Here is a 25105-nt window from a genome sequence, read left to right as displayed (position 1 = left end):
GAGCCGGTCGCGGCATGCTGCGCAACTCACAGGCCCCGTCCGGAACTTTCCGGCCGGGGCGGACGACAATGGGGGACATGGCCGTGGGCATGGACTGTGAGCAGGTACGCGAGCAGCTGTCGGCACGCCTCGACGGTGAGCACGACCCCGCCGCCGTCGGCGCCGTCGACACGCACGTCGCCGGATGCGGCGACTGCCGACGCTGGGCCGAGCGGGCCGATCAGGTGACCCGGCTCGCCCGTACCGCCGCCGCGCTGCCCACCCCGCGCCTCGGCGAGAACGCGCTCGCCGAGATCCTCGCCGCGGCGCCCGGCGTGCCGCCGACCGGTCCGTCCCGGGCCCGGGGCCGGACCGCGCAGACGGTCCTGCGGATGCTGCTGCTGGCCGTCGGGGTGGCCCAGTTCCTGCTCGGGGTCGCGCAGATCAGCAGCCTGGCCGCCGCCGACGCCCACCACGGCGGGTTCGGGCCGGTGACCTCCGGCCACCTGTGGCACGAGTCGGCGGCCTGGAACGTCGCGATCGGAGCCGCGCTGGCCTGGCTCGCCTGGCGCCGCACCCGCCCGAACGGGCTGCTGCCGGTCATGACCGCGTTCGTGGTCGTGCTCGGCCTGCTCACCGCCAACGACGCCCTGACGGGCCGGGTCGAGGCCGCCAGAGTCCTGTCCCACGGCTTCGTGCTCGCCGGGTACGCGCTCCTGCTGCTGCTGAACCTGCCGCGCTTCCGCGGCGAGCAGCCACCCGGCGCCGCCCGCCGCCCCGGTTCCTCCTGGCGGTTGACCGACACCGGCCCCGACGACGGCGAAGGGCCGCTCGCCCCGGTGCTGCCGCTGCCGGTGCGCGTCCGCTCCGGCAGCCCGGTCGTGGCCGAGCACCGGCGCGCGGCCTGATCCTTCGCCGTCCACCGGCGGAGCTGCTCAGCCGAGCTGGCGGTCCAGGTCTGCGAGCAGGTCTCCAAGCTGCACCCGGGTGACACCTGCCGGCAGCGTCCGGGTCGAGCCGTGGACGAGCTCCACCAGGCTCGACCGGGCCGTCGCGAACTCCGCCACGGTGGCGTCCAGCCGGTGCCAGGAGCCGTGCTCGTCGGCCACGGGTTCGTCCCGCAGCCGGGTGGCGAACGCCGTCGCCGTCGACGCCTGCCTGCCCGTGTGCGCCTCCCAGCCGTCCTCGCCGAGGTCGGCCAGCGCGACGTCGATCACCTCTGCCAGCAGCCGCAGCAGCCGGGGATCCCCGGCCAGCCGTACCCCCGTGGAGGTCAACCGGATCGTGGTCCGCACGACCGGCACCCTGTCCAGGCCGGCGCGGTCCTCGCCCAGCGTGAACTGCATCCGCTGCCGGTGCCAGCCCTGCGCAAGCCGTACGGCTGTCGCACCGTCACCGTCGACCGCGGCGGCGTCCGCACCTGCCGTGAGCAGCACCGTCGCGGCCTCGTACGCGCCGCGCTCCACCGCGTGCATGAGTGCGGTGCGGCCCTGCGCGTCACGGGCGTCGATGTCGGCACCGGCCTGTACGAGCACGTCGAGCGCGGCGTGGTCGCCGCGGCGGGCGGCCACGGCGATGACCGGTGCCGCGTCGGAGCGCCGCTGGTCGACGTCGGCGCCGTGCTCGATCAGCAGGCGCAGCACCGCCGGGGGAGCCGCGCACATGACGGCCTGGACCAGCAGCGGGTCATCGTCGGGGCCGGGCACGGCACCGGCCTCCAGCAGCGCCCGCACCGTGGCCACCGCGGCCGGGGCCGGCCGGGCCGAGGTGAGCGACAGGGCGTCGGCGAGCACGCTGCGGCGGCCGGTGGGTTCCTGGCCGATCGCCCCTCGGGCAGCCAGCAGCCGCACCACCTCGGGGTGCGACCGGACGACCGCCGTGCGCAGCGGTGACCGCCCCCGGACGCCCGGGGGTGTGGTCGCGGCTCCGGCGTCCAGCAGCAGGCTGACGAGATCCGTCCGTCCGGCGCCTGCCGCCTGTTCGAGCACGGAGCCCGTGAACACGCTGAGCAGGGTGTCGGGGTCGGCGCCGCCGGCCAGCGCCCGCTCGGCCGCAGCCAGGTCGCCGGCCTGCACCGCCTCGGCAAGGGCTTGGTCAAGGTCCGTCATCCCCGCTCCCGTCTGTTCGCCCCGCTGCCGCGCGGCCACAAAGGACATGCAGCCTATCCGCTGGGCGGTGCCGTGCGGCGGCCGCGCTTGATCTTGCGCAGGCGACATATGATATTGCGTATGACGCAAAAGGAAGGCGACCTGGACGGCCTGGTACGCAAACGCCTGCGCGCCCTGCGCGTGGCTCAGGGCTGGTCGCTGGAGGAACTGGCCACCCGCGCCAGGTTCAGCCAGTCCACGCTCAGCCGGATCGAGAACGGTCAGCGCCGCCTGGCCCTGGACCAGCTCGTCGCCCTGGCCCGCGCGCTGGACACCACCCTCGACCAGCTGGTCGAGACGGCCGACGACGACGTCATCACCAGCCCGATGATCGACGCGGCCCACGGACTGATGCGCTGGCCTGTCAAGGCCGACCCCGGGATGACCGTGGTACGCCAGCGCATGACCGGCCCACCGCCCGACAACCCGGCCCGCATGCGCGCCCACCCCGGCCGCGAATGGCTCGTCGTCCTGTCCGGCACCGCCGTGCTGCTGCTGGGCAACCGGCGCCTGCGCATCGAGACCAACCAGGCCGCCGAGTTCCCGACCATGCTTCCGCACGCCATCGGCGCCGAGGGCGGCCCGTGCGAGATCCTGGGCATCTTCGACCGCGACGCCCGCCGCAGCCACCAGCGGGCCGACGCCCCGGCCGGAGCGGACCGCAGCTGAGCCCCGCCGCCGTTGCTTGCGCCTGGCGCCAGCCGATCCGGCATCGTCTTGCGCATCCGGAAACCGAACCGGCCGACCCGGCGCGTCCGGCCTAACGTGGCCGCATGACCCACCCGGCCCATCACGGCACCCACCACGCCCACCAGCACGGTCACGGCCCAGCCGATCAGACGGAGATCCTGGACCTGGACGCCGAAGTCCTCGCCGAACACATCGCCGCCATCACCGCCTCGCTGCCGGTCCAGGCGAGCCCGCACCAGATCGTGGATCTGGGCTGCGGTACGGGAACCGGCACCCTCGCCCTGCTCCGGCGCTTTCCCGACGCTCAGGTCACGGCCGTGGACGCCTCCGACGCGCACCTGCACCGCCTGCGGCACAAGGCGGAGGCGGCCGGCGTCGGCGACCGGGTGGTCCTCATCCCGGCCGACCTCGACGCGCCCGCCTGGCCCGACCTCGGCACCCCGCAACTGGTGTGGGCCTCGGCGTCGATACACCACCTGGCCGAGCCCGACCGGGCGCTGCGCCTCGTGTACGACCTGCTGGCGCCCGGCGGCCTGTTCGCCGTCGTCGAGCTGGCCGGGTTCCCCCGCTTCCTGCCCGCGACCGCGCCGCCGGACCGCCCCGGCCTCGAAGACCGCTGCCACGCCGCCCTCGACCACCGCCACGCCGAACACGTCCCCCACCGCGGGGCCGACTGGGGGCACCGGCTCACCGCTGCCGGCTTCACCGTCGAGGACCAACGCACCATCACCGTGCACATCGACGGCACGAGCGACGCGGCGGTCGGCCGATACGCGCTGGCAGGCCTCACCCGCCTGCGCGCCACCGTCGGCGACCTGGTCGCGGCCGAAGACCTCGCCGCCCTCGACCGGCTGCTCGACGTGCACGCCGCCCACAGCATCCTGCACCGCGACGACCTCGCCGTACGCACCGAACGCACGGTGTGGGCCGCCCGCCGTCCCTGATCCGCCACCCGGCAGATCAGGGCGTACGGCCGATGAAGGCGAGCAGGCGGGTCTGCACGTCGGCGTCCTGCGGCACCTCGACGCGCGGCCCGTAGTGTCCGCTGGTGCGCAGCGCGGCGTCCATGGGCAGCATCCCTTCGAGCAGCTGCGCGCACTTGTCCGGGTCGAGGCGCTCGTCCTGCCCGGTGGCGCGGGCCAGGTCCCAGGTGTGCATGAAGACGTCGCTGGTGTAGACCATGTCGATCGCCTGGCCGAGCGGCAGCTCGCCCAGGTGCGGGTTCGACAGGATCCGGCCCTCGGTCGCCGGGTCGTCGAGTAGCGCCTGCACACCGTCGCTGTGCACGGTCCAGGCCCCCACCGGGTCGTCGTCGACAGGCGGCCCCTGGGGCAGGTCGATCCCGGCGCCCGCCTTCAGGAACGCGGGGAACCATTCGACCAGGTGGCGCACCACGTCCCGGGCCACCCAGTCCGCACACGGCGCCGGGTCGTCCCAGGTGCCGGGGGCCGCACCCCGGACCCGGTCGGTGAAACCGGCGGCGATCCGGCGGTGCTCGTCAGCTGCACTGGACACGTCTCGAAGTCCCCTCTGGACGGCGTTCGGTCGGGCCGACACCGAGATCATGCCCCAGCGGTACGTCATCCACACGCTGCCGGCGCGTGCCGCGCCAGGTGTGGATGGACGCGGGTGCCGCAACGATGCGGCACCCGCGTCGCGGTTCACGCCCGGCGGGCGGTGAACAGCAGGTACTCCCAGTCAATCGCGCCCCAGCCGAGGTCGTTGCGCATGGCCAGTTCGACCAGGTCGTGGTCGAGCGCCGCGACCCGGTCCGGGTCGTCGCCGATGTTGCGGTACGCCGCGATCGTCGGCCCGTAGCACCGCTTGAAGAAGTCCCGGAACGCCTCCGCATCCTGGAACCGGTCGACGCGCACCGTCCGGCGCTGCGCCCGCACCTCGGTGACCCGGTCGCCGAACAGCTGCCGGACATGCTGCTCGCTGCCCCACAGCGGCGGCGGCTGCGCCCCGGGCGGCGGCGGTGCCGCGTACGGCCTCATCACGGCGAACATCTGCCCGATGAAACCCTCCGGCGTCCAGTTGACCAGCCCGATCGTGCCGCCCGGCCGGCACACCCGCACCAGTTCGTCGGCGCTGGCCTGGTGGTGCGGTGCGAACATGACGCCGACGCACGACATCACCACGTCGAACTCGGCGTCGCCGTAGGGCAGCCGCTCGGCGTCGCCCTGCTCCCACCGCAGCGACAGGCCCAGCTCGTCCGCGGCCCGCCGCCCGGTGTCCAGCAGTTCGGGGGTCAGGTCGCTGGCGACCACCTCGGCTCCGGCCCGCGCGGCGGCCAGTGCCGCGTTGCCCGAACCGGCGGCGACGTCCAGCACGCGCTGCCCTGCGGCCGCGCCGCACGCTTCCACCAGGACCGGTCCCAGCTCGGGGATCACCTCGGTGGCGACGCTGGGATAGTCGCCCAGCGCCCACATCGCCCGATGCCGCGCCTTGAGCGCCTGGTCGGCCTCGGACGGTCCGGTCGTAGAACTCATCTGCCTGCTCTCCTCAGATCGTGAACGAGACCACGCTAGGGAGGGGCTTACGGCGAGCCTAAAGCGCGTTTCATAAGGCTGGGAACCGTTGCCTGCCAATGGGTCATAGCGTTGGTCTGCCACCTGTCGCGGGTTGCGTGTAGGGGACTTGCTGATGCTCGGCGTGGATTAGCGGCGTTGGGTTTGTTGTCGGTGGTGTGTGGCAGGGTGTGCTGCCGTGGCCCGTTTCACGACGTTCCGGTTCTGTCTGGACCCGTCTGCCGAGCAGGAGACGGTGTTGCGTCGGCATGCGGGTGCGGCCCGGTTCGGCTACAACCAGTGCCTGCGGCTGGTCAAGCAGGCCCTGGACGGCAAGCGCCGTGGAACGGCGAGCAAGGTGCCGTGGTCGGGCTTCGACCTGATCAACGCGTTCAACGGGTGGAAGCGGTCCGGTGACGCGGGCCGGGTGCTGGTGGCCGCCACTGACGGGACCACGACGGTGCAGGTCACCGGCCTGGCGTGGCGCGGTGAGGTGTCCCAGCAGGTGTTCGAGGAGGCCGCCGTCGACCTCGGCCGCGGTCTGGCCGCGTTCACAGCGTCCCGGACCGGCGGCCGGAAGGGCAGACAGGTCGGGTTCCCGAGGTTCAAGTCGAAGAAGCGGACGGCGCTGTCGTTCCGGGTCCGCTGCAAGACCTCCGCCACGGGCCGGGCGAGTATCCGGGTCGGTGATCAAGCGCCACGCACGGTGACCCTGCCCGGTGTCGGCACGGTGGCGGTGCGGCAGGACACCCGCCGTCTGCGGCGGATGCTGGCCAAGAGCCGGGCGAAGGTCGTGTCGGCGACGGTTGCGCACCGGGCCGGGCGGTGGCAGGTGTCGCTGGTCTGCGAGGCCGCCGACCTGCACCACGACCGCCGCCACCAGCCGGACCCCGCCGCGGACTGGGTGGGTGTCGATCGGGGCTTGGCCGTGTTCGTCGTGGCCGCCCGCGCCGACGGCACCGAGCTGCTGCGGGTGGATGACCCGCCACGGCCGTCACGCAACGCGATGGGGCGTCAGCGGCGCCTGGCCCGCGCCGTCACCCGCAAACAACGGGGCTCCCGCAACCGCGCCAAGGCCGCAGCCCGGCTGGGCCGCCACCATGCCCGGGTACGCGCGATCCGGGACCGTTTCCTGCACCAGGTCTCCAACAAGCTGGTCAAGACCCACGCCCGGCTCGCCATCGAGACCCTCAACATCACCGGCATGCTCGGCAACCGGCACCTCGCCGCGGCGATATCCGACGCCGCGTGGGGCGAACTGGCCCGTCAGCTCGCCTACAAGCAGCAGTGGCGGAGCGGGCACCTCACCCACGTGGACCGCTGGTACCCGTCGACCAAGACCTGTTCCTCATGCCGGACCGTGGCCCCGACCGTGCCCCTGCACCAGCGCACGTTCACCTGCGCAGTGTGCGGGTATGAGGCCGATCGGGACCACAACGCCGCGGTCAACCTCGCCGTCTGGGCCGAGCAGCACCACGCCCAGGCCCGGGACCTCCACGCAGGGGGCCCGGTCACCAACGCCCGCCGAGGGGAAGGCTCTGGCCGGCGCACCCGCGCAGGCGAAACCGGCCCCGACGACGCGGGAACCGTACCCACCCCACCAACGGTGAGGCGCGGACGCCCGAGAAGGGCGCTGTCACACAACTCCAACGAGTTATGAAACAGGCTTTAGTGGACGTGCTGCCGATGCCGTTCACCTCGACGTTCGTGTCCGTGCCGCGCCCGGCGGCGGTGGAATCGGCGCGACCTGCCTGACCTGACGCGTTCCGCCCGATCCACCAGTGCAGCCGTCTGTCGGAAGTTGCTCGGCTGAACGGATGAGGCATACCCGCCGCCACCCCTGGCACCTGCTGCGACGGGCCGAAAGCGGGGCCGGGCAACGGTTCGGCGCCGTCGGGAGATGGGCCCATGGAGATTTCCAGAATGATTCCGTTCGGCTACGCTCCATGAGACCGGGCCGGAGAGCGCTCTCTCTGTTGTCTGCCAAGCAGATCACGCCTACCTGTCATGGGCGAGAGCGCTGCCACCGTGCCCGGAAGTCCCCACCAGAGAGGACCCTCCCCGTAATGATGAGCACGAGTCCCAGCGGCGCCACCACGGCGCCGTCGCCGGACCGGCGCGCCGTTCGCCGAAGAATCACCCTGGGCCTGGCCTCGGCTGTCGCCGTCGCGATCGTCGGCACCACCGGATCCGCCGCGGTCGCGACCCCGCTGTCGTCCGGCTCGCCCGACCTCGGCGTGAACGTCACCGTCTTCGACCCCAGCACCCCGGTGGGCCAGATCCAGGCCGCCCTGGACGCGGCGAACGCCACCCAGGTCACCAACGAGATGGGCACCGCCCGGTACGCGTTCCTGTTCAAGCCCGGCACCTACGGTACCGCCGAGCAGCCGCTCCAGATCAAGATCGGTTACTACACCGAGATCGCGGGCCTGGGCGCCAACCCGACCGACGTCGTGCTCAACGGCAAGGTCGAGGTCTACAACCGCTGCCTGGCCGACGGCGGCACCAGCAACTGCCTCGCCCTGGTCAACTTCTGGCGCACCCTGGCCAACCTGACCATCAACGTCAACGCCGCCGGCCAGGACGGCTGCCGCGCCTCGGCCAACTTCTGGGCCGTGTCGCAGGCGGTCTCGATGCGCCGCCTCAACGTCACCGGCGCCAACCTGTCGCTGATGGACTACTGCACCGCCGGCCCGCAGTACGCCAGCGGCGGCTTCATCGCCGACTCCAAGCTGCCGTTCGTCATCAACGGCTCGCAGCAGCAGTGGCTGATCCGCAACAGCCAGGTGGACGGCTGGTCCAACGGCGTGTGGAACCAGGTGTTCAGCGGCGTGGTCGGCGCACCCGACGACGCCACCTTCCCGACCGCGACCTACACCACCCTGGACGCCACCCCGGTCAGCCGGGAGAAGCCGTACCTGTTCGTGGACGGCAACGGCAAGTACCAGGTCCGCGTCCCCTCGGCCCGGACCAACTCCAGCGGCATCTCGTGGGCTGACGGCCTGACCCCGGGCCGCACCATCCCGCTCAGCGACTTCTACGTCGCCAAGCCGGGCGACTCCGTCACGAAGATCAACCTGGCGCTCGCCCTCGGCAAGAACCTGCTGCTCACCCCGGGTGTGTACGACATCGCCCGCAGCATCGAGGTGTGGCGCCCCGACACCGTGGTGCTCGGCCTGGGCCAGGCGACCCTGACCGCGGTCAACGGCTCCACCCCGCTCAACCTCGCCGACGTGCCCGGCATCGTCGTCGCGGGCGTCACCATCGACGCGGGCCTGCAGGAGTCCTCGGTCCTGCTGCGCGTCGGCCGCAAGCACAACTTCCTGGCCTGGTCGCAGGCGAGCAACCCGACCACCCTGTCCGACGTGTACTTCCGCGTCGGCGGCCCGCACGTCGGCAAGGCCGACACCGCGCTGGAGGTCAACAGCGACAACGTGCTCATCGACCACACCTGGGTGTGGCGCGGCGACCACGGCGTGGAGGGCTTCACCGACACCGAGCGGTGGAACACCAACACCGGCCGGTACGGCGCGGTCATCAACGGTGACCACGTCACCGCCACCGGCCTGTTCGTCGAGCACTTCCAGCGCTACAACACCGTCTGGAACGGTGAGGACGGCACCACCATCCTGTACCAGAACGAGCTGCCGTACGACCCGCCGACCCAGGCCGACTGGATGAACGGCGCGGTCGAGGGCTTCGCCGCGTACAAGGTGGGCGACAACGTGCGCACGCACCACCTCTACGGCGGCGGCGTGTACGTGTTCAACCAGAACAACCCGTCGATCCACACCGAGAACGGCTTCGAGGTGCCGAACCGTCCCGGCGTGAAGCTGTACCACATCATGACCGTCAACCTGAGCGCCGGAACCATCGACCACGTGGTCAACGGCGTCGGCGACCCGGCGGACACCACCCGGATCGGCAGCCCGGTGTTCATCACCGAGTACCCGGCCCCGTAACACCCGTACGGCACACCGCGGCCGGTCGAGGCGACAGCCTCGGCCGGCCGTCTGCGTCCGGCCCGTGCCGCGGCCGCCGTCCGGCGCCGGGCATAGGGTCGGCGGGTGGCGCGGGAGGAGCGGACGGTGGCGGGTTACCTGTGGGTCGATCACGCGGCCCCGGAGCACGAGCGGGCGGCTGAGGTCGGCGGCCGGGTGCGGCTGCCGGAGCTGCGGCCGCCGTGGCTCGTCGTGTACGAGACGCCGGGCCGGGTCCTGGTGAACCGGTGGCCGGGGCGGCTGCTGCACGTGGAAACGGTGCCCGCGGCGTCCGAAGCGGAGCGCTCGGCGCTGGCCGAGGTGACGGCGAGGATCGTCCCCGGCGCCGGTTACACCAACGCCGTCTGCGTGGACGTGGTCGCCGAGCTGTCACCCGCGCTGCCGTTCGGGACGTACGGCGAGGCGGTGGTGCGGGTCGTCGAGGCCGCACTGGCCCTGGACGAACCGACGGCGCACCGGCTGGCGGAGGCCCGGCACCGCGATGCCGAGGACGCCTGCCGCGCCGCCTGGAGGCGCTGGTCGGAGCAGCCGAAGACCTGGGGCGTCGGCTCGCCGGTCGGGTCCGGGTTCGGGCTGCTGCACCGCCTGGTGCGCGACAGCGCCCGGGAGCGCGGCGGTCAGGACGCGTGGGTCGTCGACGGCGACGGGGACGAGGAGGCGGCCGAGCCGTGGCGCTCGGCGTACGGCGCGCTGCGCGAGGCGGCGATGGCCCACGGCGCACCGGACCTGTGCGACAGCGCCGCCAGGACGGCCATGTCGACAGCCTGGAACGCGGTGTACGGGCCGATGCCCGGTTAGCCGTGCGGTCGACGGCTGGTGCCAGCCGCCGACCGCCCCCCGTCGCCGGCCGCGGACGACCGGTTACGCCGCCCCGGCCAGAGTGCTCCGGCCCGCGTACACGGCGCGCTCGCCCAGCTCCTCCTCGATCCGCATGAGCTGGTTGTACTTCGCGGTCCGGTCGCTGCGCGACAGCGAACCCGTCTTGATCTGCCCGCAGCCGGTCGCCACGGCCAGGTCGGCGATGGTGGTGTCCTCGGTCTCGCCCGAGCGGTGGGACATGACCGAGCTGTAGCCGGCCTCCCGCGCGGCCCGCACCGTGGCCAGCATCTCGGTCAGCGTCCCGACCTGGTTGACCTTGACCAGGACCGCGTTGGCGATGCCCCGGGCGATCCCGTCGCGCAGCAGGGCGACGTTGGTGCAGAAGACGTCGTCGCCGACGAGCTGGCAGCGCCCGCCCAGCCGGTCGGTGAGCGCCTTCCACCCTTCGAAGTCGTCCTGGGCGACGCCGTCCTCGATCGACACGATCGGGTACGTCTCCGCCAGCTCGACCAGGTAGTCGACGTGCTCGGCCACCGTGCGCACCCGCCCCTCGCCCGCGTAGTGGTAGGCGCCGTCGCGGTAGAACTCCGACGCGGCCGGGTCCAGCGCGATCGCGATGTCGACGCCCGGGGTGTATCCGCTGTCGCTGATCGCGGAGCTGATGAAGGCGAGCGCCTCGTGCGCGGTGTGCAGCGTCGGGGCGAAACCGCCCTCGTCGCCGACGGCGGTGTGCTGGCCCGCGGCGTGCAGGGCCGCGCGCAGGGTGTGGAACACCTCCGAACCCATCCGGACCGCCTCGGCGAAGGTGGCCGCCCCGACCGGGGCGATCATGAATTCCTGGAAGTCGAGCGGGTTGTCGGCGTGCGCGCCGCCGTTGACGATGTTCATCAGGGGCAGCGGCAGCGTCACGGCGTCGGGCCCGCCCAGGTACCGGTACAGCGGCTGACCCGCCGACACCGCCGCGGCCTTCACCACCGCCAGCGACACCCCGAGGGTCGCGTTGGCGCCCAGCCGCGACTTGTTGGCGGTCCCGTCCAGCTCGATCAGCACCCGGTCGACGGCGGCCTGGTCGCGGCCGTCCAGCCCGGCCACCGCGTCGGCGATCTCGCCGAGCACGGCGTCGACCGCCCGGCGCACCCCCTTGCCGTGGTATCGCCCGGTGTCGCCGTCGCGCAGCTCGACGGCCTCGGCGGTGCCGGTGGACGCCCCGGACGGGACGGCGGCCCGCCCCAGCGAGCCGTCGTCGAGCAGCACGTCGACCTCGACGGTCGGGTTGCCGCGGCTGTCCAGGATCTCCCTGGCGTGGACGGTGTCGACGGCGGTCATGTTGCTCCTCGGGTTCGGGTGGTCGGCGAGCCACCGCAGCACCTGGTCGGCGTGCAGGGCCGGTTCGGTCACCGGGTGGAACACGTGCTCGACCACGCCGTCGTTCACGATGAGCGTCAGCCGCCGGTAGTAGGCCGTTCCGGCGATCTGGAAGGTCGGCACCCCCAGCGCGGCGGCCAGGCTCAGCCGGGGGTCGGCCAGCAGCGGGTACGGCAGCCGCAGCCGGTGCGCCAGCTCCCGCTGGTAGCCGGTGGACTGCGCGGACAGGCCGTAGACCTGGTCGCAGCCGGCGGCCAGCAGCTCGCTGTGCAGATCCCGGAAGCCGCACGCCTGCACGGTGCAGCCGCGGGCTCCGGGCACGTCGTCCCAGCCGGTGGGCAGGTCGGCGCCGGGGCGGCTGGTCAGCGCGTACAGGAACAGCACGGTCCGGCGCCCGCCGAACGCCGCCGGGCCGACCGCCGTGCCGTCGGTGGCGCGGAAGGTCAGGCCGGGCATCAGCGCACCGGCCAGGCCGACCGGATCCGGGCCGCCGGACCCGAAGACCCGGCCGCCGACGGAGGGGACGCCCGGCCCGGCGGCCGCGTCCACCAGGGTCAGCAGCGCGTCGCGCTGCCCGGCCAGCCGCTCGATCCGCTGCTCCAGGCCCGCGATCGCCCGCCGGTAGGTGCTCAGCGCCGCCGGACGACCGTCGGCGCCGTCGCTGTCGATCATGGATTCGACGAACGGCCTGGTCTCCTCGACGCTGAACCCGAGCGCGGTCAGCGTCCGGATCTGCTCGACCAGGCGCACGGCCACCGGGTCGTACTCCCGGTAGCCGTTGCCCAGCCGCCGGGGCACCACCAGTCCGGCGGCCTCGTAATATCGCAGCGCCCGGACCGTGGTCCCGGTCCGGTGCGCCAGTTCACCCACTCGCACCCGACGACCGTAAACCTGTACCTACGGGTACAGGTCAAGCGGCGCCCACCCGTACACCAGGTGCGGCGTCATGCCCTCGTAAGTTCTCTGCCGCCGGATGCAACCGGCGCCCGCGGTCGGGCGTCAGTGGTGCGCTCCGCACCGGAGCTCGCTGACGACGGAAGGAACCACGATGCGTACACGGTGGATCGCAGGATGCTGGCTGGGTGCGGTGATCCTGGCCGGGACCGCGGGCTGCGCGGCCCGGCCGGAGCAGAGCGGGCCGGGCGCGGCGCCGGTCACGGCCACGCCCGCCTCGGCCGCCTCGGCCGCACCGTCCCCCTCGGTGTCGGCCGGCTCGCCGCGCCCGACGGCGGCCGCGGGCGGCACCGCGGTGCCCGGACCGGGCCAGGCGTTCCTGTTGCAGGCCGTGGACCGGATCGAGGACCCGGTGCTGACCGTCACGGCGAGCGGCCGGATCGGCACCTACCCCGGCGGCGCGGACACCGGCGAGCGCGAGCAGTTCCAGCTGGTCCCGCTCTCGCCCGGCGCGACGGTGTACCTGCTGAAGACGGCCCGGCTGCGCCTGGGCGGCGAACCGCTGTGCGCCGGGATCCAGGCGGGCGTCCTGCACACCGTCGCCTGCGACGCCGCCGCGACCGGGCAGCGGGTGAAGCTGGTGGCCCGCGGCACCGACGCCTCGGGCAGCGCCACCTTCGACCTGGTCGTCGGCCCGTACGACGTGGAGGTCTCCCAGGATGACAAGGTGTCGCTGAAGCGGCACGGCAGCACCCCCGCCGGGACCCGGTTCAGGTTCATCCCGGCCGGGACCGTCGGCCAGTGGCCGTAGCCTGATGACCGACGCCGAGGAGTTCGACGCCTTCTACGCCGACACGTCGTGGCGGGTGCTCGGCCAGCTGTGGACCATGACCGGCAGCCGCGCCGAAGCCGAGGACGCGGTCGCCGAGGCGTACGCCCGGGCCTGGCAGCGCTGGCGGCAGGTGCGCGAGTGCGACAGCCCCGAGGCGTGGGTCCGCCGTACGGCGTCCCGGATCGCGATCAGCGCGTGGCGCAAGGCCGTCAACCGCGTCCGCGCCCACCACCGCGCCACCCCGGACCAGGACCTGGTGGGCCTCGGGCCCGACCACGTCGCCCTGGTCCACGCGCTGCGCCAGATCCCCGCCGCGCAGCGCCGGGCCATCGTGCTGCACCACCTGGTCGGGCTGAGCGTGGCCGAGGTGGCCGCCGAGGTCGGCTCGCCGCAGGGCACGGTCAAGGCCCGGCTGCTGCGCGGGCGCCAGGCACTGGCCGGCTGGCTCAGCGACCTGCCGCCCGCCCAGACCCCGAACCAGGACACGACAGGCAAGGAGACCAGGCATGGCTGAGCAGAACAGCCGGGACGGGGCAGGCCTGGACCGGCGGCTGGCCGCGCTCGCCGACCACGGTGCCCGCGTCGGCCGGCTGGGCACCGCCGAGCAGGCCCGGCAGCGCGGCGACCGGCGGCGCCGCGGCACCCGCCTGGCCACCGCCGCCTGCGGCCTGGTCCTCGTCGCGGTCGTGGCCGGGGCGTACGCCACCCAGCGCGGCCACGGCGCACCGGGCCTGCCCGCCGCGACCCGACCAGTCCGGCCGGTCGCCTCGGCGTCACCGTCGGCAGGTCCCGCGCCCGAGGTCACCCCGAGGACCGACCCGTCGGCGGTGCCGGGCGACGGCGTGCCGGACCGGCAGCAGGCGGTATGGCTCCAGGCCACCACCACCGACGGCTACCCCCTGCTCACCGCGCTGCCCGACGGCACCCTGGCGGTGACGGACCAGGGTGCCGCGACCGACGGCGCCCTGTTCGCGCTTGTCCCCCTCGCCCCGGGCGCGACGGAGTACCTCCTCAAGACCGGCACCGTCACGTCCTGGGGGGAGCCGGGCTGCGCCGCCCGCGACGGCGCCGGGTTCGCCGTCGTCGCCTGCGACGCCGTCCGGCCCGAACAGCGCGTCACCCTGCGCGGCCGGGCGGCGCCGTACCAGGTGGTGGTCGGCGGGAAGGCGCTGGAACTCACCCGGGCCGGCCTGGCCGCCGCCGCACCCGGGCAGGGCACCCCGCTGACCTTCATCGTCCGCGGCCGCGCCCAGGACCCGTTCGGCTGAACCGGCGCTGCCTGCCGATACTCGGGTGCGACCGAATTGGATCGCTCATACGCTGCCAGTCGGCGGCGCCGACAGGGGCGCCACGAGAGACAGGCGGCACCATGACCTCACGACTGTTCGCGGTGACCTTCGACGCGAACCGGCCGCACCAGCTGGCCCGCTTCTGGTCCGGGCTGCTCGGCTGGCAGGCCGCGGACGATCCGTACGGCGGGGTGGCGCTCCTGCCCGGCGACGACACCGGGTTCCGGCTCCGCTTCGTCGCGAGCGAGCAGCCCAAGACCCTCCAGAACCGGATGCACTTCGACCTGACCAGCCAATCCCTGGAACAGCAGCAGCAGACGGTGGCCCGGGCACTGGAGCTCGGCGGGCGGCACATCGACATCGGCCAGTCGCCCGACGATCCCCACGTCGTGCTCGCCGACCCCGAGGGCGACGAGTTCTGCGTCATCGAGCCGGGCAACAAGTTCCTGGCCGAGTGCGGCTTCGTCGGCGCGCTGGCCTGCGACGGATCACAGGCGGTCGGGTACTTCTGGAGCCGGGCCCTGGACTGGCCGCTGGTCTGGGACCAGGGTGAGGAGACCGCGATCCGCTCGCCGCACGGCGGCCCGAAGATCACCTGGGGCGGCCCGCCCCTGATGCCCGTGGACGGCAGGCAGCGCGTGCACTTCGACCTGGCCGTCGCCGGGTCGGGGCGGCAGGCCGAGATCGAGCGCCTGCTGTCGCTCGGCGCGACCCTGCTCGGCTCCGGCCGCTGCGAGTCCGGCCAGGTGGCGCTGGCCGACCCCGACGGCAACGAGTTCTGCCTGCTGGCACCGGCTGAGTAGCGCCCGGCCGCGGCGAGGCGGCCCGGCGGATCACAGCCGGAGGCTGAGGACCTGGCCGGGCCACTCGCCGAAGGGCTGCGCGACGGTGAACGCCTGCCCCGGGGTGAACCCCTGTGCCTCGTAGTAGCGCACCAGCGCGCCCTCGCCACCGGCGAAGCAGTCCAGCCGCAGCAGCCCGACGCCCTGCCGTACGGCCAGTTCGCGGGCGTGTGCCAGCAGCACGGCGCCGGCACCGCGCGCGGCCGGAGACCGGTCGGAGATCAGCAGCTGGACGTAGAGCTCGGGCTCGTCGACGGGCGGCGCGTACGGCAGGGCCTGGCCGACCGAGAGCGCGCCGACGGTGCTGCCGCCGATCTCGGCGATCCAGAGGCCGCCGCCCCGGGCGAACCCCTCGATCTGCGCGATCCGCTTGGGGTTGGTCGAGTGGGGCTCCGAGCCCCACTGGTCGGCACGGCCGATCGACACCAGCCACGCGGTCGCCCGGTCCATCAGGGCGAGCACGTCGGCGACGTCGTCCAGGCGGCCAGGGCGGATCGTCGGCGGGGTCGGGTCAGCCATCCGATGATCGTATAGCGGCCCGCCCGGTGCAGCGGGGCGGCCGGGCGGCCGTCAGCGGTCCTCGGCGACCGACGCCGTCCGCATCTCCACCATGATCTGCTCCGCGTCCAGGATGTCGAGCACCTTCTCCAGCTCCCGCGAGTCGTGGCGGCCGGTCGCCCGCGCCGCCAGCAGCGCCGACCGCTGCCGGTCGATGACCCGCAGCCTCAGCTCGCGGTACTGCCGGATCCGCCGGGCCGTCTCCAGCTCGTCGAGGTCCTGGACGGCGTCGTCGCGGACCATGTCGGTCCGGACCCGGGCCAGGACCTGCGGGTCGTACCCGCTGCCGTCGGGCTGGGCCAGGCCGGCGTCGTCGAGCAGCTCGCGCGCCGCGTCCTGACCGGTGCGCCGCAGCGCGGCCACGTCCTCGGCGACGGCCGAGGGCGCCTCGCTCAGGCCCAGGCGCCGGACCAGCCACGGCAGGGTGCCGCCCTGCACCAGCAGGGTCCCGGCCGCGACGGTGAACGCGACGAGCACCACGAACGAGCGGTGCGGGAAGTCGACGGGCAGTGACTGGGCGGCGGCCAGGGTGACGACGCCGCGCATGCCCGCCCAGACCAGCAGGATGCCCTCCTGCTGCCGCAGCGGCCTGCTGGTGAGGTAGTCGATGTCGGCGATGCGCCGCATGACGGCGTGGCCGATGCGCTCGGCCCGCGCCGCCGGCACGGCCCGGGGCCCGCCCGACCTGCCTTCGATCATCACCGTGTCGTCGCCGTCGGCCTGGGCCAGGGCCACGTGCCGGCCGACCGCGTCGTAGTACACCTGCGCGGCCTCGCGCTGGCCGACGGCCCGACGGGCCCGCCGCGCCAGCGACCACAGCAGCGGCGCCAGGTACGCCGCCCGCACGGCCAGCACCGCGGCGGCGGCCAGCGCCCCGAGCCCGGCCGCGGTCAGGGCGCTGTCGCCCTCGGCCTGCACGTTCTCGACGAGGCCGAACAGTTCGAGACCCATGAGCAGGAAGACGCCGCCTTCGAGCAGGACCTCCACGGTGTGCCAGTTGGACCGCTCGGAGAGCCGGTCCTGCGGGCTCAGGTAGCGTGCCGAGCCGACCCCCGTGACCAGGCCGGCCGTGACGACGGCGACCAGGCCCGAGGCGTGCAGGTGCTCGGCGGGCAGGTACGCCGTGAACGGGACGACGAACGACAGCGCGGTCGACAGGGTCGCCCCGCCGACGCGGCGGCGGGCCTTGAGCCCGAGCCAGCCCACGACGGCACCGCATACCACCGCGGCGGTCACCGCCCACAGGAAGTCGCCGATCACGCTGCCCACGCTCACGACCGCGGCCGTCGCGGCGACGGCCGAGCGCAGCAGCACCAGCGCGGAGGCGTCGTTGAGCAGGCCCTCGCCTTCGAGCACGGTGATCACCCGCGGCGGTGCGCCGAGCCGTTTGGCGATGGCGGTGGCCACGGCGTCGGTCGGGCTGACGATGGCGCCGACCGCGACGCCGCCCGCGAACCCCAGGCCCGGCACCAGCGCGGCGAACAGCAGCCCGAGCAGCAGCGAGGTGATGACGACGAGGACCACCGACAGGCCGCTGATCGCGGTGAAGTCCCGCCGGAAGTCCATCGCGGGCAGCGACACCGCGGCCGAGTACAGCAGCGGCGGGAGCACCCCGGCGAGGATCACCTCGGGCTCGACCTCGACGGCCGGCACGAACGGCAGGAAGCTGACGGCGACGCCGACCGCGACCAGCAGCAGCGGCGCGGCCACACCGGTCCGGCGGGCCAGTGCGTTGACGACGACGACGGCCACGACCGCTGCCACCGCGATGATCAGTAGTTCCATACGTCCCCGGCATGGTGGAAGATCGCGTTCGGTATCCCTCCACAGAGGCCCGCTGCCCGTTGCGCCTCAGCGGCCGGGCGCCCGCTGCGTCACCTCCTGTAGCAGCCAGGTGTTGCCGTCGGGGTCGTCGAACGTGGCGAAGCTGGCGTAGCTGCGCCCGTCGGGGCTGGGGCCGTCGACCCGCTCGGGCTCACCGCTGTCGTACGTGTTGTGGTAGACGCCGCTCACCTCGACGCCCCGGCCGAGCAGGTCCTCGCGTGCCTTCGAGAGGTCGTCGACCACGAGGTAGGTGCCCCGGGCCGAGCCGGGCGGGGCCGAGGTGAGCCCCCGCCCGAAGTGGACCGAGCAGGCCGAGCCGGGCGGCGTCAGCTGCACGATCCGGAACTTGGGGCCGGCCTCGTAGTCGGCGTCCACCCGCCACCCCAGCCCCCGGTAGAAGGCGAGCGCCCGGTCGACGTCGGCGACCGGCAGGACGACGACCTCCAGCCTCATGCCCACCGCCGGTGGCCTGATGTCCGCCTGGTCCGCCTGTGTGCCGCTCATCCCGGTCTCCTGTCCCCGTTAGCCGAACGTGAAATGCCCTATTTGCGGTCATTCTAGCCCCGATCCACCGGCGAGGCGGGACGGTCGGCGTTCGCGTCGGCTCGGCGGTGTCGTCGATGCGCCGTTCTACATAGAACAGTCCACATGAGACGATAAGATCCGTGCGGGAGGCCGGGCGGTGACGGAGCTGAGCGAGCATCTCGGCGCGCTCATGCGACGGGCCGGGGTGGGGACGCAGACGCTGAGCAAGCTGACGGGCGTCCCGCGTACCGCCATCGACAACTGGCGGGACGGCACGGTGCGCCGCCCGCGCCACTGGGAGCCGCTGCTGCGCATCGCGCGGGTGCTGTCGCTGTCGCGCGACGAGGTGGACGCGCTGCTGTGCTCGGCCGGGCAGCGCCCCGTGGCCGAGCTGGCCGCGGCGGTCGGAGCCGACGATCCGCGTGGCGCCGAGCTGTCCTGGTGGACCGACGGACCCGCGGCGCCACGCCAGCTGCGGGCGCCGACCCCGGACTTCGTCGGCCGCGTACGGGAGCTGGGCCTGCTGCTCGGCGCGCTGCGGCCGACCGGGGACGGCGCGTACGGCCCGGTCGTGGGCGTGCGCGGCATGGCCGGGGTGGGCAAGACCGAGCTGGCCCTGCTGGCCGCCGCCCGGGTACGGGCCGACGGGCCGCAGGTGCAGCTCATGGTGAACCTGCACGGCATGCGGGAGGCGCCGGTGCCCGCGGCGCAGGCGCTGCGCCAGGTGATCCACGCGCTCACCCCGCGGGCCCGGCTCGGCGAGGACCTGGACGAGCTGCAGCGGCACTACTGCGCGGTGCTCAGCGGCCGCCGCGTGCTGGTGCTGGCCGACGACGCCACAGATGCGGCCCAGGTGCGCCCGCTGCTGCCGCCGCCCGGCTGCGCCCTGCTGGTCACCACCCGGCACCGGTTCCTGCTGCCCGGCATGGTGACCCTCGACCTGGAGCAGCTCGACGACGACGAGTCGGTGCGGCTGGTGCGCGGGATCTGCGACCGGGTCGGCGAGGAGCAGGCCCGGGGGATGGCCCGGGCGTGCGGCGGCCTGCCGCTGGCACTGCGGGTCAGCGGCAGCCTGCTGGCCAACGACCACGCGCTGGCGGTCGACGGCTACCTGGCCGGGCTGGCCGAGCCCAGCCGTACGCTCCAGCACCTGCGCGATCCCGACGACCTCGGTGCCGACGTGCCCGCGTCGCTGCGGTTGAGCTACGCCCGCCTGGAGGAGCCCGTGCGCACGCTGTTCCGGCAGCTGGGCGTGTTCACCGCGGACTTCGGTGCCGACCTGGCCGCGCAGATCGCGGTGCCGCCGGGGGACCAGCCGGTGGAGCCGGCGCTGCGGCACCTGCTGCGGCGCAACCTGGTCGGCTACGACCCGATCCACGACCGCTGGCGGCTGCACGACCTGGTCGGCGAGCTGGCGCGGTCGCTGCTCGCCGAGTCGGGCGAGGCCGAGCCGGTGCGGTGGCGCCATGCCGAGGCGTGCGTACGGCTGGTGCAGGGCCTCCAGCAGCGGTTCCAGGCCGGTGACGGCGCCGCGGCGCTGGCCGGGTTCGACCTGGAGCGGCCGCATCTGGACGCCGCTCGGGCCTGGGCGCTCGGTGCGGTGGGCACCCCGGAGGGCGACCGGCTGGTCGTCGCCGAGGCCGTGGCCGCGTCCGACCATCTCGGGTTCCTGCGCTACCAGCGGCGCGGCGAGATCATGCCGTGGATCCGGCGGGCGCTGGCCGCGGCCCGGCGGCTCGGTGCCCGCCCGGACGAGGCGGTGCTGCTCAACCGGCTCGGGCAGGTGCATCTGGATCTGGGCGAACCGGCGCAGGCCGCGGCGGCCTTCGGCGAGCAGCTGGTGATCATGCGGGACTGCGGCGATCGGCTGGGCCAGGCCCGCGCGCTGAACAACCTCGGGCTGTCCTGCCTGCGGCGCGGTGACCCGCACCAGGCCGCCGCGCGGCACCTGGACCAGCTCGTGCTGGTGCGGGAGCTGGGCGACACGCGCGGGGAGGCGATCGCGCGCTGCAACCTCGGCGGCGTGTACGCCCAGTTGGGCGACGCGGTGCGCGGGCTGGCGGAACTGGACGCGGCGCTGCGCGCCGTACGGGTGCTGGGCGACCGCTACGGCGAGGCCGCGGTCCTGCACAACCTGGCGCTGTGCGTGGCCGGTCAGGACCGGGTGGCCGACGCCGAGCGGCTGCTGGAGCGGGCGCTGGCGATCCGCGGCGAGCTGGGCGACCGCCACGGTGAGGCGCTGACCCTGGCGGAGCTCGCCCGGCTGATGCCGACCGCCGGCCGTCCCGAGCAGGGCGTCGCCTACGGCCAGCGGTCGCTGGCGCTGGCCCGGCAGGCGGGCACACCGCACGCCGAGGCGGGCGCGATGCGGGCGCTGGGGCAGTGCCGGGTGGCGGCCGGTGCCCCGCAGGCGGGGCTGGCGCTGCTGGAGACGGCGTACGCGCGGTTCGGTGCGGTCGGGGACCGGCTGGCGGTGGCCGACTGCGGCTGGCTGCTGGCCGAGCATCCGGCGCAGCAGCCGCAGCGGCGGCAGGCGCTGCGGGAGGCGTCGGTGCGCTACTGGCGCGAGATCGGCCATCCGCGGGCCGCCGCGCTCGACAGCGCGCCGGTCTGACGGCGACAGGTGCAGATTCGGGGGTTGTCCGGCTTCGGGCGGATCTCGGAGGATCGTGCTACGGCATCGATGAACATCGAAGTATGCCGTGGTGCGGGTGGCCACCTCGCCTACCGACGATCCGAGTCTCGAAGGAGCATCCATGCTCGCAAGGACCGTACGCATCGGCGTCGTGGCCGCGGTCGCGGCGGCGGCCGTGCTCGTCGCCGCGGCGCCCGCCTCGGCCGCACCCGTGTACAAGCTGCCCTTCCCGTGCGGCGAGACCTGGGGCGGGGGCACCCGGGCCGACCACAGCCCGGTCAACGCCATCGACTTCAACCGTACCGACGACGTGGACGACTGGGTGATCGCGAGCGCGCCGGGCACCGTGGAGACCGTCGCCGACCAGGGCGCCACCGGGTACGGCAAGTACATCAAGATCAATCACGGCGGCGGCAACTCCACCTACTACGCCCACCTCAACAGCCAGTGGGTGGGTGTCGGTGCCGTGGTCGGCTACGGCACGGTCATCGGCACCGTCGGTTCCACCGGTGACTCCACCGGCCCGCACCTGCACTACGAGCAGCGCCTCAACGGCACCCCGAACCAGGTCGCCTTCGACGGGGTGACCGCCCTGTACTACGGCAGCAAGAACTACGTGAGCAGCAACGCCTGCGGCGGCACCACCCGCACCGGCGCCGGCTGGATCGACACCACCTCCAGCGGCCCGCAGAACGTGTACTCCGGCGCCGGCACCACCTTCAGCGTGGTCGGCTCCCTGCCCGACGGCGCCGCCGTGACGATCTGGTGCCAGGCCGCGGGCCAGAGCGTCACCGGCAAGTGGGGGACGAGCAACGTCTGGAACCGCATCGACACCGGTAAGTTCGTGCCGGACGTCAACACCTACACCGGCTACTCCGGCTTCATCCCCTCGGTCCCGCGCTGCTGACCTGGCGCCCGCCGCGTCAGGTGCAGATTCGGGGGTTGAACGCCCGGTGATCCGAACCCGACGATGCTCATCGATGTGAAGCGGTGCCCGCCCTGCGGCGGGCACCGCTTCACACATGTCGCGACCCTTTTCGAGAGGACATCTCGCATGCCCGTGTCAACCCCGCGCCGACCACGCGCGCGGCTCGTGCCGCGCGCCCTGGCGACCGCGGCCGTCACCCTGCTCACCGTGCTGCTGGGCGTGTTCGTCAGCCCGCAGGCGGCCTCGGCCGCGCTGGGCAGCCAGGGCATCCAGTGGGGCTGGTCGGTGGATCTGGGCACCTGCCAGCGCTACTCCGACACCGACCTGATGCTCAACAACGCCGACATCCTGTCGCACACCAGCTGGGTGCGGCTGGACCTGCGCGGTGCCGGCGGCAACGCCTGCGGCGACATCGCCACCCGCTACCAGGAGATCCTGGACGCGCTGTCGTCGCACAGCATCAAGGTGATCGGCCTGCTGTCGCACGAGGTGGTGTACGGCGCCGACGTCAACGGGCCCACCGCCGACTACGCCGCCGCCGTCGGCGCCGTGGCCTGCAACTCCGCCTACAGCCAGGTGGACGTCTGGGAGGTGGGCAACGAGCCCAACTACTCCGGCACCCACATGGAGCCGAGCGCCTACGCCGAGAAGCTGGCCGCGGCCGTCAACGCCATCCGCGCCTGCCCCGCGTCGAACGGTGACAAGATCATCAGTGCCGGCGTCGTACCGGACAACGAGGGTTCGCCGAACCAGCCGGTCACCTACCTCAACGCCGTCCAGGACGCGCTGCCGCAGTTCGGCTTCAGCTCGCTGGCGGCGGCGGTCGACGGCATCGGCGTGCACCCGTACGTCATCCCCAAGCCCGACAACGCCGCCGGCCACCAGCCGCTGAAGGACTTCATCTGGGCGCTCAAGGCCTTCGGCCTGCCCCAGTACGTCACCGAGTACGGCTGGCGCCTGCCCGACGACAGCGGCAGCCTCGAAGGCAACGAGGTGCCCGACGACATCACCCAGTGCGAGAACCTCGTCAACGCCGTGAACCTGCTCGACGGCCTGTCGGACAGCATCGTCGCCGCGGCCACCTGGTTCAACCTGCGCGACATCCCCGGCGTGCCGGGCAAGCGCTACGGCCTCTACGCCGAGAACGGCACGACCCGGGCCTCGCTGAGCGGCTACACCGGCGGCGGCTGCGGCGGCGCCCAGACCGGCTACTACGACCCCACCGACGAGCAGCTGGTCTGGACCGACCCGGGCGGCACCGCACTGGCCGGGGCGACCTACGAGGTGGCGCTGGCCCGGTCCACCGACGTCAACTACACGCTGACCACCACCACGGCCGACACCCGCGCGCTGCTGGCCGTGTTCAACCCGGTGCTGACCGCCGACACCTACCGCTGGCGGGTCACCACCATCCGCAACGGGGTGCGCTATCCGAGCCCGCAGTGGGAGTTCACCTACCTGGGCCGCCCGGCCCGGCCCGCGGCAGTCTCGGCCTCGCCGCTGACCGCGAACGCGATCAACGTCAGCTGGCTGGACAAGAGCAACAACGAGTCCGGCTTCGAGATCTCCAACGGCTCGGGCACGGCCTCGGTCGGGCCCAACAGCACCCTGTACACGTGGGGCGGGCTCGCCCCGGGCAGCACCACCTGCTTCACCGTCCGGGCGGTCAACCCGGTGGGCGCCTCGCCCTGGACGACGCAGACCTGCGCCACCACCCCGGCCCTGCCCGCCGCGCCGAGCAACGTCGCGGTCACCGTGGTCACCGGGACCAGCGTGCAGATCAGCTGGACCGACAACTCCAACAACGAGACCGGCTTCGAGATCGCCGACGGCACCACCTCGAACGTCGTCGGCACCAACACCACCTCATACACCTGGGGCGGCATCGCCAACGGCGCCACCAGGTGCTTCCGGGTGCGCGCGTACAACCTCGGCGGCTACTCGCCCTGGACCGGCAACGTCTGCGCCACCACCCCGACGATCCCGACCGCCCCGACCAGCCCCGCGGCCGCCGTCGCCAGCGGCACCAGCATCCAGGTGACCTGGGCGGACAAGTCCTCCGACGAGTGGGGCTTCGAGATCTCCAACGGCGTCACCTCGCAGGTCGTGGGGGCCAACAGCACCTCGTACACGTGGACGGGCCTGGCCAACGGCACCTACATGTGCTTCCGGGTGCGGGCGTACAACCTGGCCGGGTACTCGGCCTGGACCGCCTACGCGTGCAACACCACGCCGACGATCCCGATCGCCCCGACCAATCCGGCGGCCGTGGTGGCCAGCGGCACCAGCATCCAGGTGAGCTGGGCCGACAAGTCGAACAACGAGATCGGGTTCGAGATCTCCAACGGCGTCACCTCCCAGGTCGTGGGCGCCAACAGCACGTACTACACCTGGGGCGGGCTGGCCAACGGCACCTACATGTGCTTCCGGGTGCGGGCGTACAGCCTGGCCGGGTACTCGGCCTGGACCGCGTACGCGTGCACCACCACCCCGACCATCCCGACCACGCCCACCATCGGCGCGGCCGTGGCGATCAACGGCACCCAGATCACCGTCACCTGGACCGACCGGTCGGCCAACGAGACCGGCTTCCAGCTCTACAACGGCGTCACCTCGGTCGTGCTGGGCGCCAACAGCACGTCCTACACCTGGAGCGGCCTGGCCCCCGGCACCTACATGTGCTTCGCGGTCCGGGCCTACAACGTCGCCGGCTACTCCGCGTACACGCCGTACGCGTGCACGACGACGCCGACGGTCCCGGTGGCGCCCGCCGGGCAGACCGCCACCGCGCTCAACAGCTCGCAGATCCGGGTGACCTGGCAGGACCGCTCCAACAACGAGACCGGCTTCCAGGTGTACGACGGCGTCAACACGTTCACGCTCGGGGCCAACAGCACCGTGTTCACCCGGACCGGGCTGGCCTCGCACACCTACATGTGCTTCGCGATCAGGTCGTACAACGCGGCGGGCTACTCGGCCTGGACGCCGTACGCCTGCACCACGACGCCCTGACCGGCACCGCCGCGGCCGCCCGCAACGGCGGCCGCGGCGGCGTATGTCCAGTCTGGACTGTGCAGATGCGACAGAGCCGATCGGTTGTCGCATTGTGGGGCATGCCATGAGCCGGGTTTACGACACCTGTTCGATTCTGCGGGTTCAGAGCCTGGTGTCGTATGCCCTGGCCTGCGGCGCGGTGGAATGAGCCGACCGCTCGGCGGCCTCGGGCCGCCCGGAAAAGGGCACACAAGCGGTTGCTGGCGCTGGCAT

At 73.3% G+C, this 25105-nt stretch carries 20 protein-coding genes and 1 pseudogene; 13 read left to right on the top strand and 8 right to left on the bottom strand.

Going from position 1 to position 25105, the window contains the following annotated elements:
* Positions 1-77 precede the first annotated feature (77 nt).
* Positions 78-887 (top strand): zf-HC2 domain-containing protein, encoded by an 810-nt coding sequence (locus Cs7R123_RS01285; RefSeq protein WP_212822791.1) that lies wholly within the window; start codon positions 78-80, stop codon positions 885-887.
* A gap of 27 nt (positions 888-914) precedes the next feature.
* On the opposite strand, the gene Cs7R123_RS01280 is transcribed toward Cs7R123_RS01285, so the two are convergent.
* Positions 915-2087 carry an ankyrin repeat domain-containing protein gene (locus Cs7R123_RS01280; protein ID WP_212822789.1) on the bottom strand — a complete coding sequence of 391 codons (1173 nt, stop codon included), beginning with the start codon at positions 2085-2087 and terminating at the stop codon, positions 915-917.
* A 120-nt stretch (positions 2088-2207) separates the two neighbouring features.
* Between Cs7R123_RS01280 and Cs7R123_RS01275 the strand changes: the two genes are divergently transcribed.
* Together Cs7R123_RS01275 and Cs7R123_RS01270 are read left to right on the top strand one after the other, a co-directional pair.
* Entirely contained in the window at positions 2208-2795 is a 588-nt protein-coding gene (locus Cs7R123_RS01275) for a helix-turn-helix domain-containing protein (RefSeq protein WP_212822787.1), read from the top strand.
* A 104-nt stretch (positions 2796-2899) separates the two neighbouring features.
* A complete protein-coding gene (locus Cs7R123_RS01270) occupies positions 2900-3760 on the top strand; it encodes a trans-aconitate 2-methyltransferase (protein ID WP_212822785.1) in 861 nt (286 codons plus the stop codon).
* A gap of 16 nt (positions 3761-3776) precedes the next feature.
* Here the strand turns inward: Cs7R123_RS01270 and Cs7R123_RS01265 are convergent, their stop codons facing one another.
* Both Cs7R123_RS01265 and Cs7R123_RS01260 read right to left on the bottom strand, forming a co-directional pair.
* On the bottom strand, positions 3777-4331 hold the full coding sequence (locus Cs7R123_RS01265; RefSeq protein WP_244871539.1) for a TIGR03086 family metal-binding protein: 555 nt from the start codon (positions 4329-4331) through the stop codon (positions 3777-3779).
* A gap of 146 nt (positions 4332-4477) precedes the next feature.
* On the bottom strand, positions 4478-5308 hold the full coding sequence (locus Cs7R123_RS01260) for a class I SAM-dependent methyltransferase (protein WP_212822783.1): 831 nt from the start codon (positions 5306-5308) through the stop codon (positions 4478-4480).
* Between the two features lie 217 nt (positions 5309-5525).
* Here Cs7R123_RS01260 and Cs7R123_RS01255 point away from each other — a divergent pair, with 217 nt between their 5' ends.
* The 3 genes from Cs7R123_RS01255 (at position 5526) to Cs7R123_RS01245 (ending at position 10125) form a co-directional block, all read left to right on the top strand.
* Positions 5526-6986, top strand: coding sequence for an RNA-guided endonuclease TnpB family protein (locus Cs7R123_RS01255; RefSeq protein WP_212822781.1), 1461 nt, complete (start codon positions 5526-5528; stop codon positions 6984-6986).
* Positions 6987-7395: 409 nt separating this feature from the next.
* Positions 7396-9288 carry an adenylyl cyclase gene (locus tag Cs7R123_RS01250; RefSeq protein ID WP_212828707.1) on the top strand — a complete coding sequence of 631 codons (1893 nt, stop codon included), beginning with the start codon at positions 7396-7398 and terminating at the stop codon, positions 9286-9288.
* 105 nt (positions 9289-9393) lie between these two features.
* Positions 9394-10125 carry a hypothetical protein gene (locus Cs7R123_RS01245; RefSeq protein ID WP_212822779.1) on the top strand — a complete coding sequence of 244 codons (732 nt, stop codon included), beginning with the start codon at positions 9394-9396 and terminating at the stop codon, positions 10123-10125.
* Positions 10126-10188: 63 nt separating this feature from the next.
* Here the strand turns inward: Cs7R123_RS01245 and eno are convergent, their stop codons facing one another.
* Both eno and Cs7R123_RS01235 read right to left on the bottom strand, forming a co-directional pair.
* A complete protein-coding gene (gene eno / locus Cs7R123_RS01240) occupies positions 10189-11472 on the bottom strand; it encodes a phosphopyruvate hydratase (RefSeq protein WP_212828706.1) in 1284 nt (427 codons plus the stop codon).
* A 75-nt stretch (positions 11473-11547) separates the two neighbouring features.
* Positions 11548-12381, bottom strand: a pseudogene (locus Cs7R123_RS01235) (MerR family transcriptional regulator); the annotation flags it as partial.
* A 178-nt stretch (positions 12382-12559) separates the two neighbouring features.
* Here Cs7R123_RS01235 and Cs7R123_RS01230 point away from each other — a divergent pair.
* The 4 genes from Cs7R123_RS01230 to Cs7R123_RS01215 all read left to right on the top strand — a co-directional run bounded on the left by Cs7R123_RS01230 (position 12560) and on the right by Cs7R123_RS01215 (position 15329).
* On the top strand, positions 12560-13216 hold the full coding sequence (locus Cs7R123_RS01230; protein ID WP_212822777.1) for a hypothetical protein: 657 nt from the start codon (positions 12560-12562) through the stop codon (positions 13214-13216).
* Between the two features lie 4 nt (positions 13217-13220).
* Entirely contained in the window at positions 13221-13751 is a 531-nt protein-coding gene (locus tag Cs7R123_RS01225; protein WP_212822775.1) for a sigma-70 family RNA polymerase sigma factor, read from the top strand.
* Positions 13744-14505 (top strand): hypothetical protein, encoded by a 762-nt coding sequence (locus Cs7R123_RS01220; protein WP_212822773.1) that lies wholly within the window; start codon positions 13744-13746, stop codon positions 14503-14505. Before Cs7R123_RS01225 ends, Cs7R123_RS01220 begins: the two co-directional genes overlap by 8 nt.
* 101 nt (positions 14506-14606) lie before the next feature.
* On the top strand, positions 14607-15329 hold the full coding sequence (locus tag Cs7R123_RS01215; RefSeq protein ID WP_212822771.1) for a VOC family protein: 723 nt from the start codon (positions 14607-14609) through the stop codon (positions 15327-15329).
* 30 nt (positions 15330-15359) lie between these two features.
* Here the strand turns inward: Cs7R123_RS01215 and Cs7R123_RS01210 are convergent, their stop codons facing one another.
* From Cs7R123_RS01210 to Cs7R123_RS01200, 3 genes are all read right to left on the bottom strand, one after another.
* Positions 15360-15887 carry a GNAT family N-acetyltransferase gene (locus tag Cs7R123_RS01210; protein WP_212822769.1) on the bottom strand — a complete coding sequence of 176 codons (528 nt, stop codon included), beginning with the start codon at positions 15885-15887 and terminating at the stop codon, positions 15360-15362.
* Positions 15888-15938: 51 nt separating this feature from the next.
* Positions 15939-17711, bottom strand: coding sequence for a sodium:proton antiporter (locus Cs7R123_RS01205; RefSeq protein ID WP_212822767.1), 1773 nt, complete (start codon positions 17709-17711; stop codon positions 15939-15941).
* 66 nt (positions 17712-17777) lie between these two features.
* Positions 17778-18254: a VOC family protein gene (locus Cs7R123_RS01200; RefSeq protein ID WP_244871538.1), complete on the bottom strand. Its 477-nt coding sequence runs from the start codon at positions 18252-18254 to the stop codon at positions 17778-17780.
* A gap of 178 nt (positions 18255-18432) precedes the next feature.
* Here Cs7R123_RS01200 and Cs7R123_RS01195 point away from each other — a divergent pair, with 178 nt between their 5' ends.
* The 3 genes from Cs7R123_RS01195 (at position 18433) to Cs7R123_RS01185 (ending at position 24850) form a co-directional block, all read left to right on the top strand.
* Positions 18433-20889, top strand: a complete 2457-nt coding sequence (locus Cs7R123_RS01195) for a tetratricopeptide repeat protein (protein WP_212822765.1) — start codon at positions 18433-18435, stop codon at positions 20887-20889.
* A gap of 142 nt (positions 20890-21031) precedes the next feature.
* Positions 21032-21817, top strand: coding sequence for a M23 family metallopeptidase (locus Cs7R123_RS01190; protein ID WP_212822764.1), 786 nt, complete (start codon positions 21032-21034; stop codon positions 21815-21817).
* A 147-nt stretch (positions 21818-21964) separates the two neighbouring features.
* The gene (locus tag Cs7R123_RS01185) at positions 21965-24850 is read left to right on the top strand and encodes a fibronectin type III domain-containing protein (RefSeq protein WP_212822762.1); all 2886 of its coding nucleotides are present in this window, start codon (positions 21965-21967) and stop codon (positions 24848-24850) included.
* The last annotated feature ends 255 nt before the right edge of the window (positions 24851-25105 follow it).

The sequence above is a fragment of the Catellatospora sp. TT07R-123 genome, from assembly GCF_018327705.1.
Lineage (GTDB): Bacteria > Actinomycetota > Actinomycetes > Mycobacteriales > Micromonosporaceae > Catellatospora.
The sequence above is the reverse complement of the archived record's forward strand: the minus strand, read 5'-3'. Positions and strand labels throughout refer to the sequence as shown.

What these genes read in the sequence shown, in the direction of transcription:
- Cs7R123_RS01285 (WP_212822791.1), top strand. Translation starts at nt 78, where the DNA reads ATGGCCGTGGGCATGGACTGTGAGCAGGTACGCGAGCAGCTGTCGGCA.
- Cs7R123_RS01210 (WP_212822769.1), bottom strand. Translation starts at nt 15,887, where the DNA reads ATGGCTGACCCGACCCCGCCGACGATCCGCCCTGGCCGCCTGGACGAC.
- Cs7R123_RS01280 (WP_212822789.1), bottom strand. Translation starts at nt 2,087, where the DNA reads ATGACGGACCTTGACCAAGCCCTTGCCGAGGCGGTGCAGGCCGGCGAC.
- Cs7R123_RS01275 (WP_212822787.1), top strand. Translation starts at nt 2,208, where the DNA reads ATGACGCAAAAGGAAGGCGACCTGGACGGCCTGGTACGCAAACGCCTG.
- Cs7R123_RS01270 (WP_212822785.1), top strand. Translation starts at nt 2,900, where the DNA reads ATGACCCACCCGGCCCATCACGGCACCCACCACGCCCACCAGCACGGT.
- Cs7R123_RS01205 (WP_212822767.1), bottom strand. Translation starts at nt 17,711, where the DNA reads ATGGAACTACTGATCATCGCGGTGGCAGCGGTCGTGGCCGTCGTCGTC.
- Cs7R123_RS01230 (WP_212822777.1), top strand. Translation starts at nt 12,560, where the DNA reads ATGCGTACACGGTGGATCGCAGGATGCTGGCTGGGTGCGGTGATCCTG.
- Cs7R123_RS01260 (WP_212822783.1), bottom strand. Translation starts at nt 5,308, where the DNA reads ATGAGTTCTACGACCGGACCGTCCGAGGCCGACCAGGCGCTCAAGGCG.
- eno (WP_212828706.1), bottom strand. Translation starts at nt 11,472, where the DNA reads ATGACCGCCGTCGACACCGTCCACGCCAGGGAGATCCTGGACAGCCGC.
- Cs7R123_RS01190 (WP_212822764.1), top strand. Translation starts at nt 21,032, where the DNA reads ATGCTCGCAAGGACCGTACGCATCGGCGTCGTGGCCGCGGTCGCGGCG.
- Cs7R123_RS01220 (WP_212822773.1), top strand. Translation starts at nt 13,744, where the DNA reads ATGGCTGAGCAGAACAGCCGGGACGGGGCAGGCCTGGACCGGCGGCTG.
- Cs7R123_RS01200 (WP_244871538.1), bottom strand. Translation starts at nt 18,254, where the DNA reads ATGAGCGGCACACAGGCGGACCAGGCGGACATCAGGCCACCGGCGGTG.
- Cs7R123_RS01185 (WP_212822762.1), top strand. Translation starts at nt 21,965, where the DNA reads ATGCCCGTGTCAACCCCGCGCCGACCACGCGCGCGGCTCGTGCCGCGC.
- Cs7R123_RS01225 (WP_212822775.1), top strand. Translation starts at nt 13,221, where the DNA reads ATGACCGACGCCGAGGAGTTCGACGCCTTCTACGCCGACACGTCGTGG.
- Cs7R123_RS01250 (WP_212828707.1), top strand. Translation starts at nt 7,396, where the DNA reads ATGAGCACGAGTCCCAGCGGCGCCACCACGGCGCCGTCGCCGGACCGG.
- Cs7R123_RS01215 (WP_212822771.1), top strand. Translation starts at nt 14,607, where the DNA reads ATGACCTCACGACTGTTCGCGGTGACCTTCGACGCGAACCGGCCGCAC.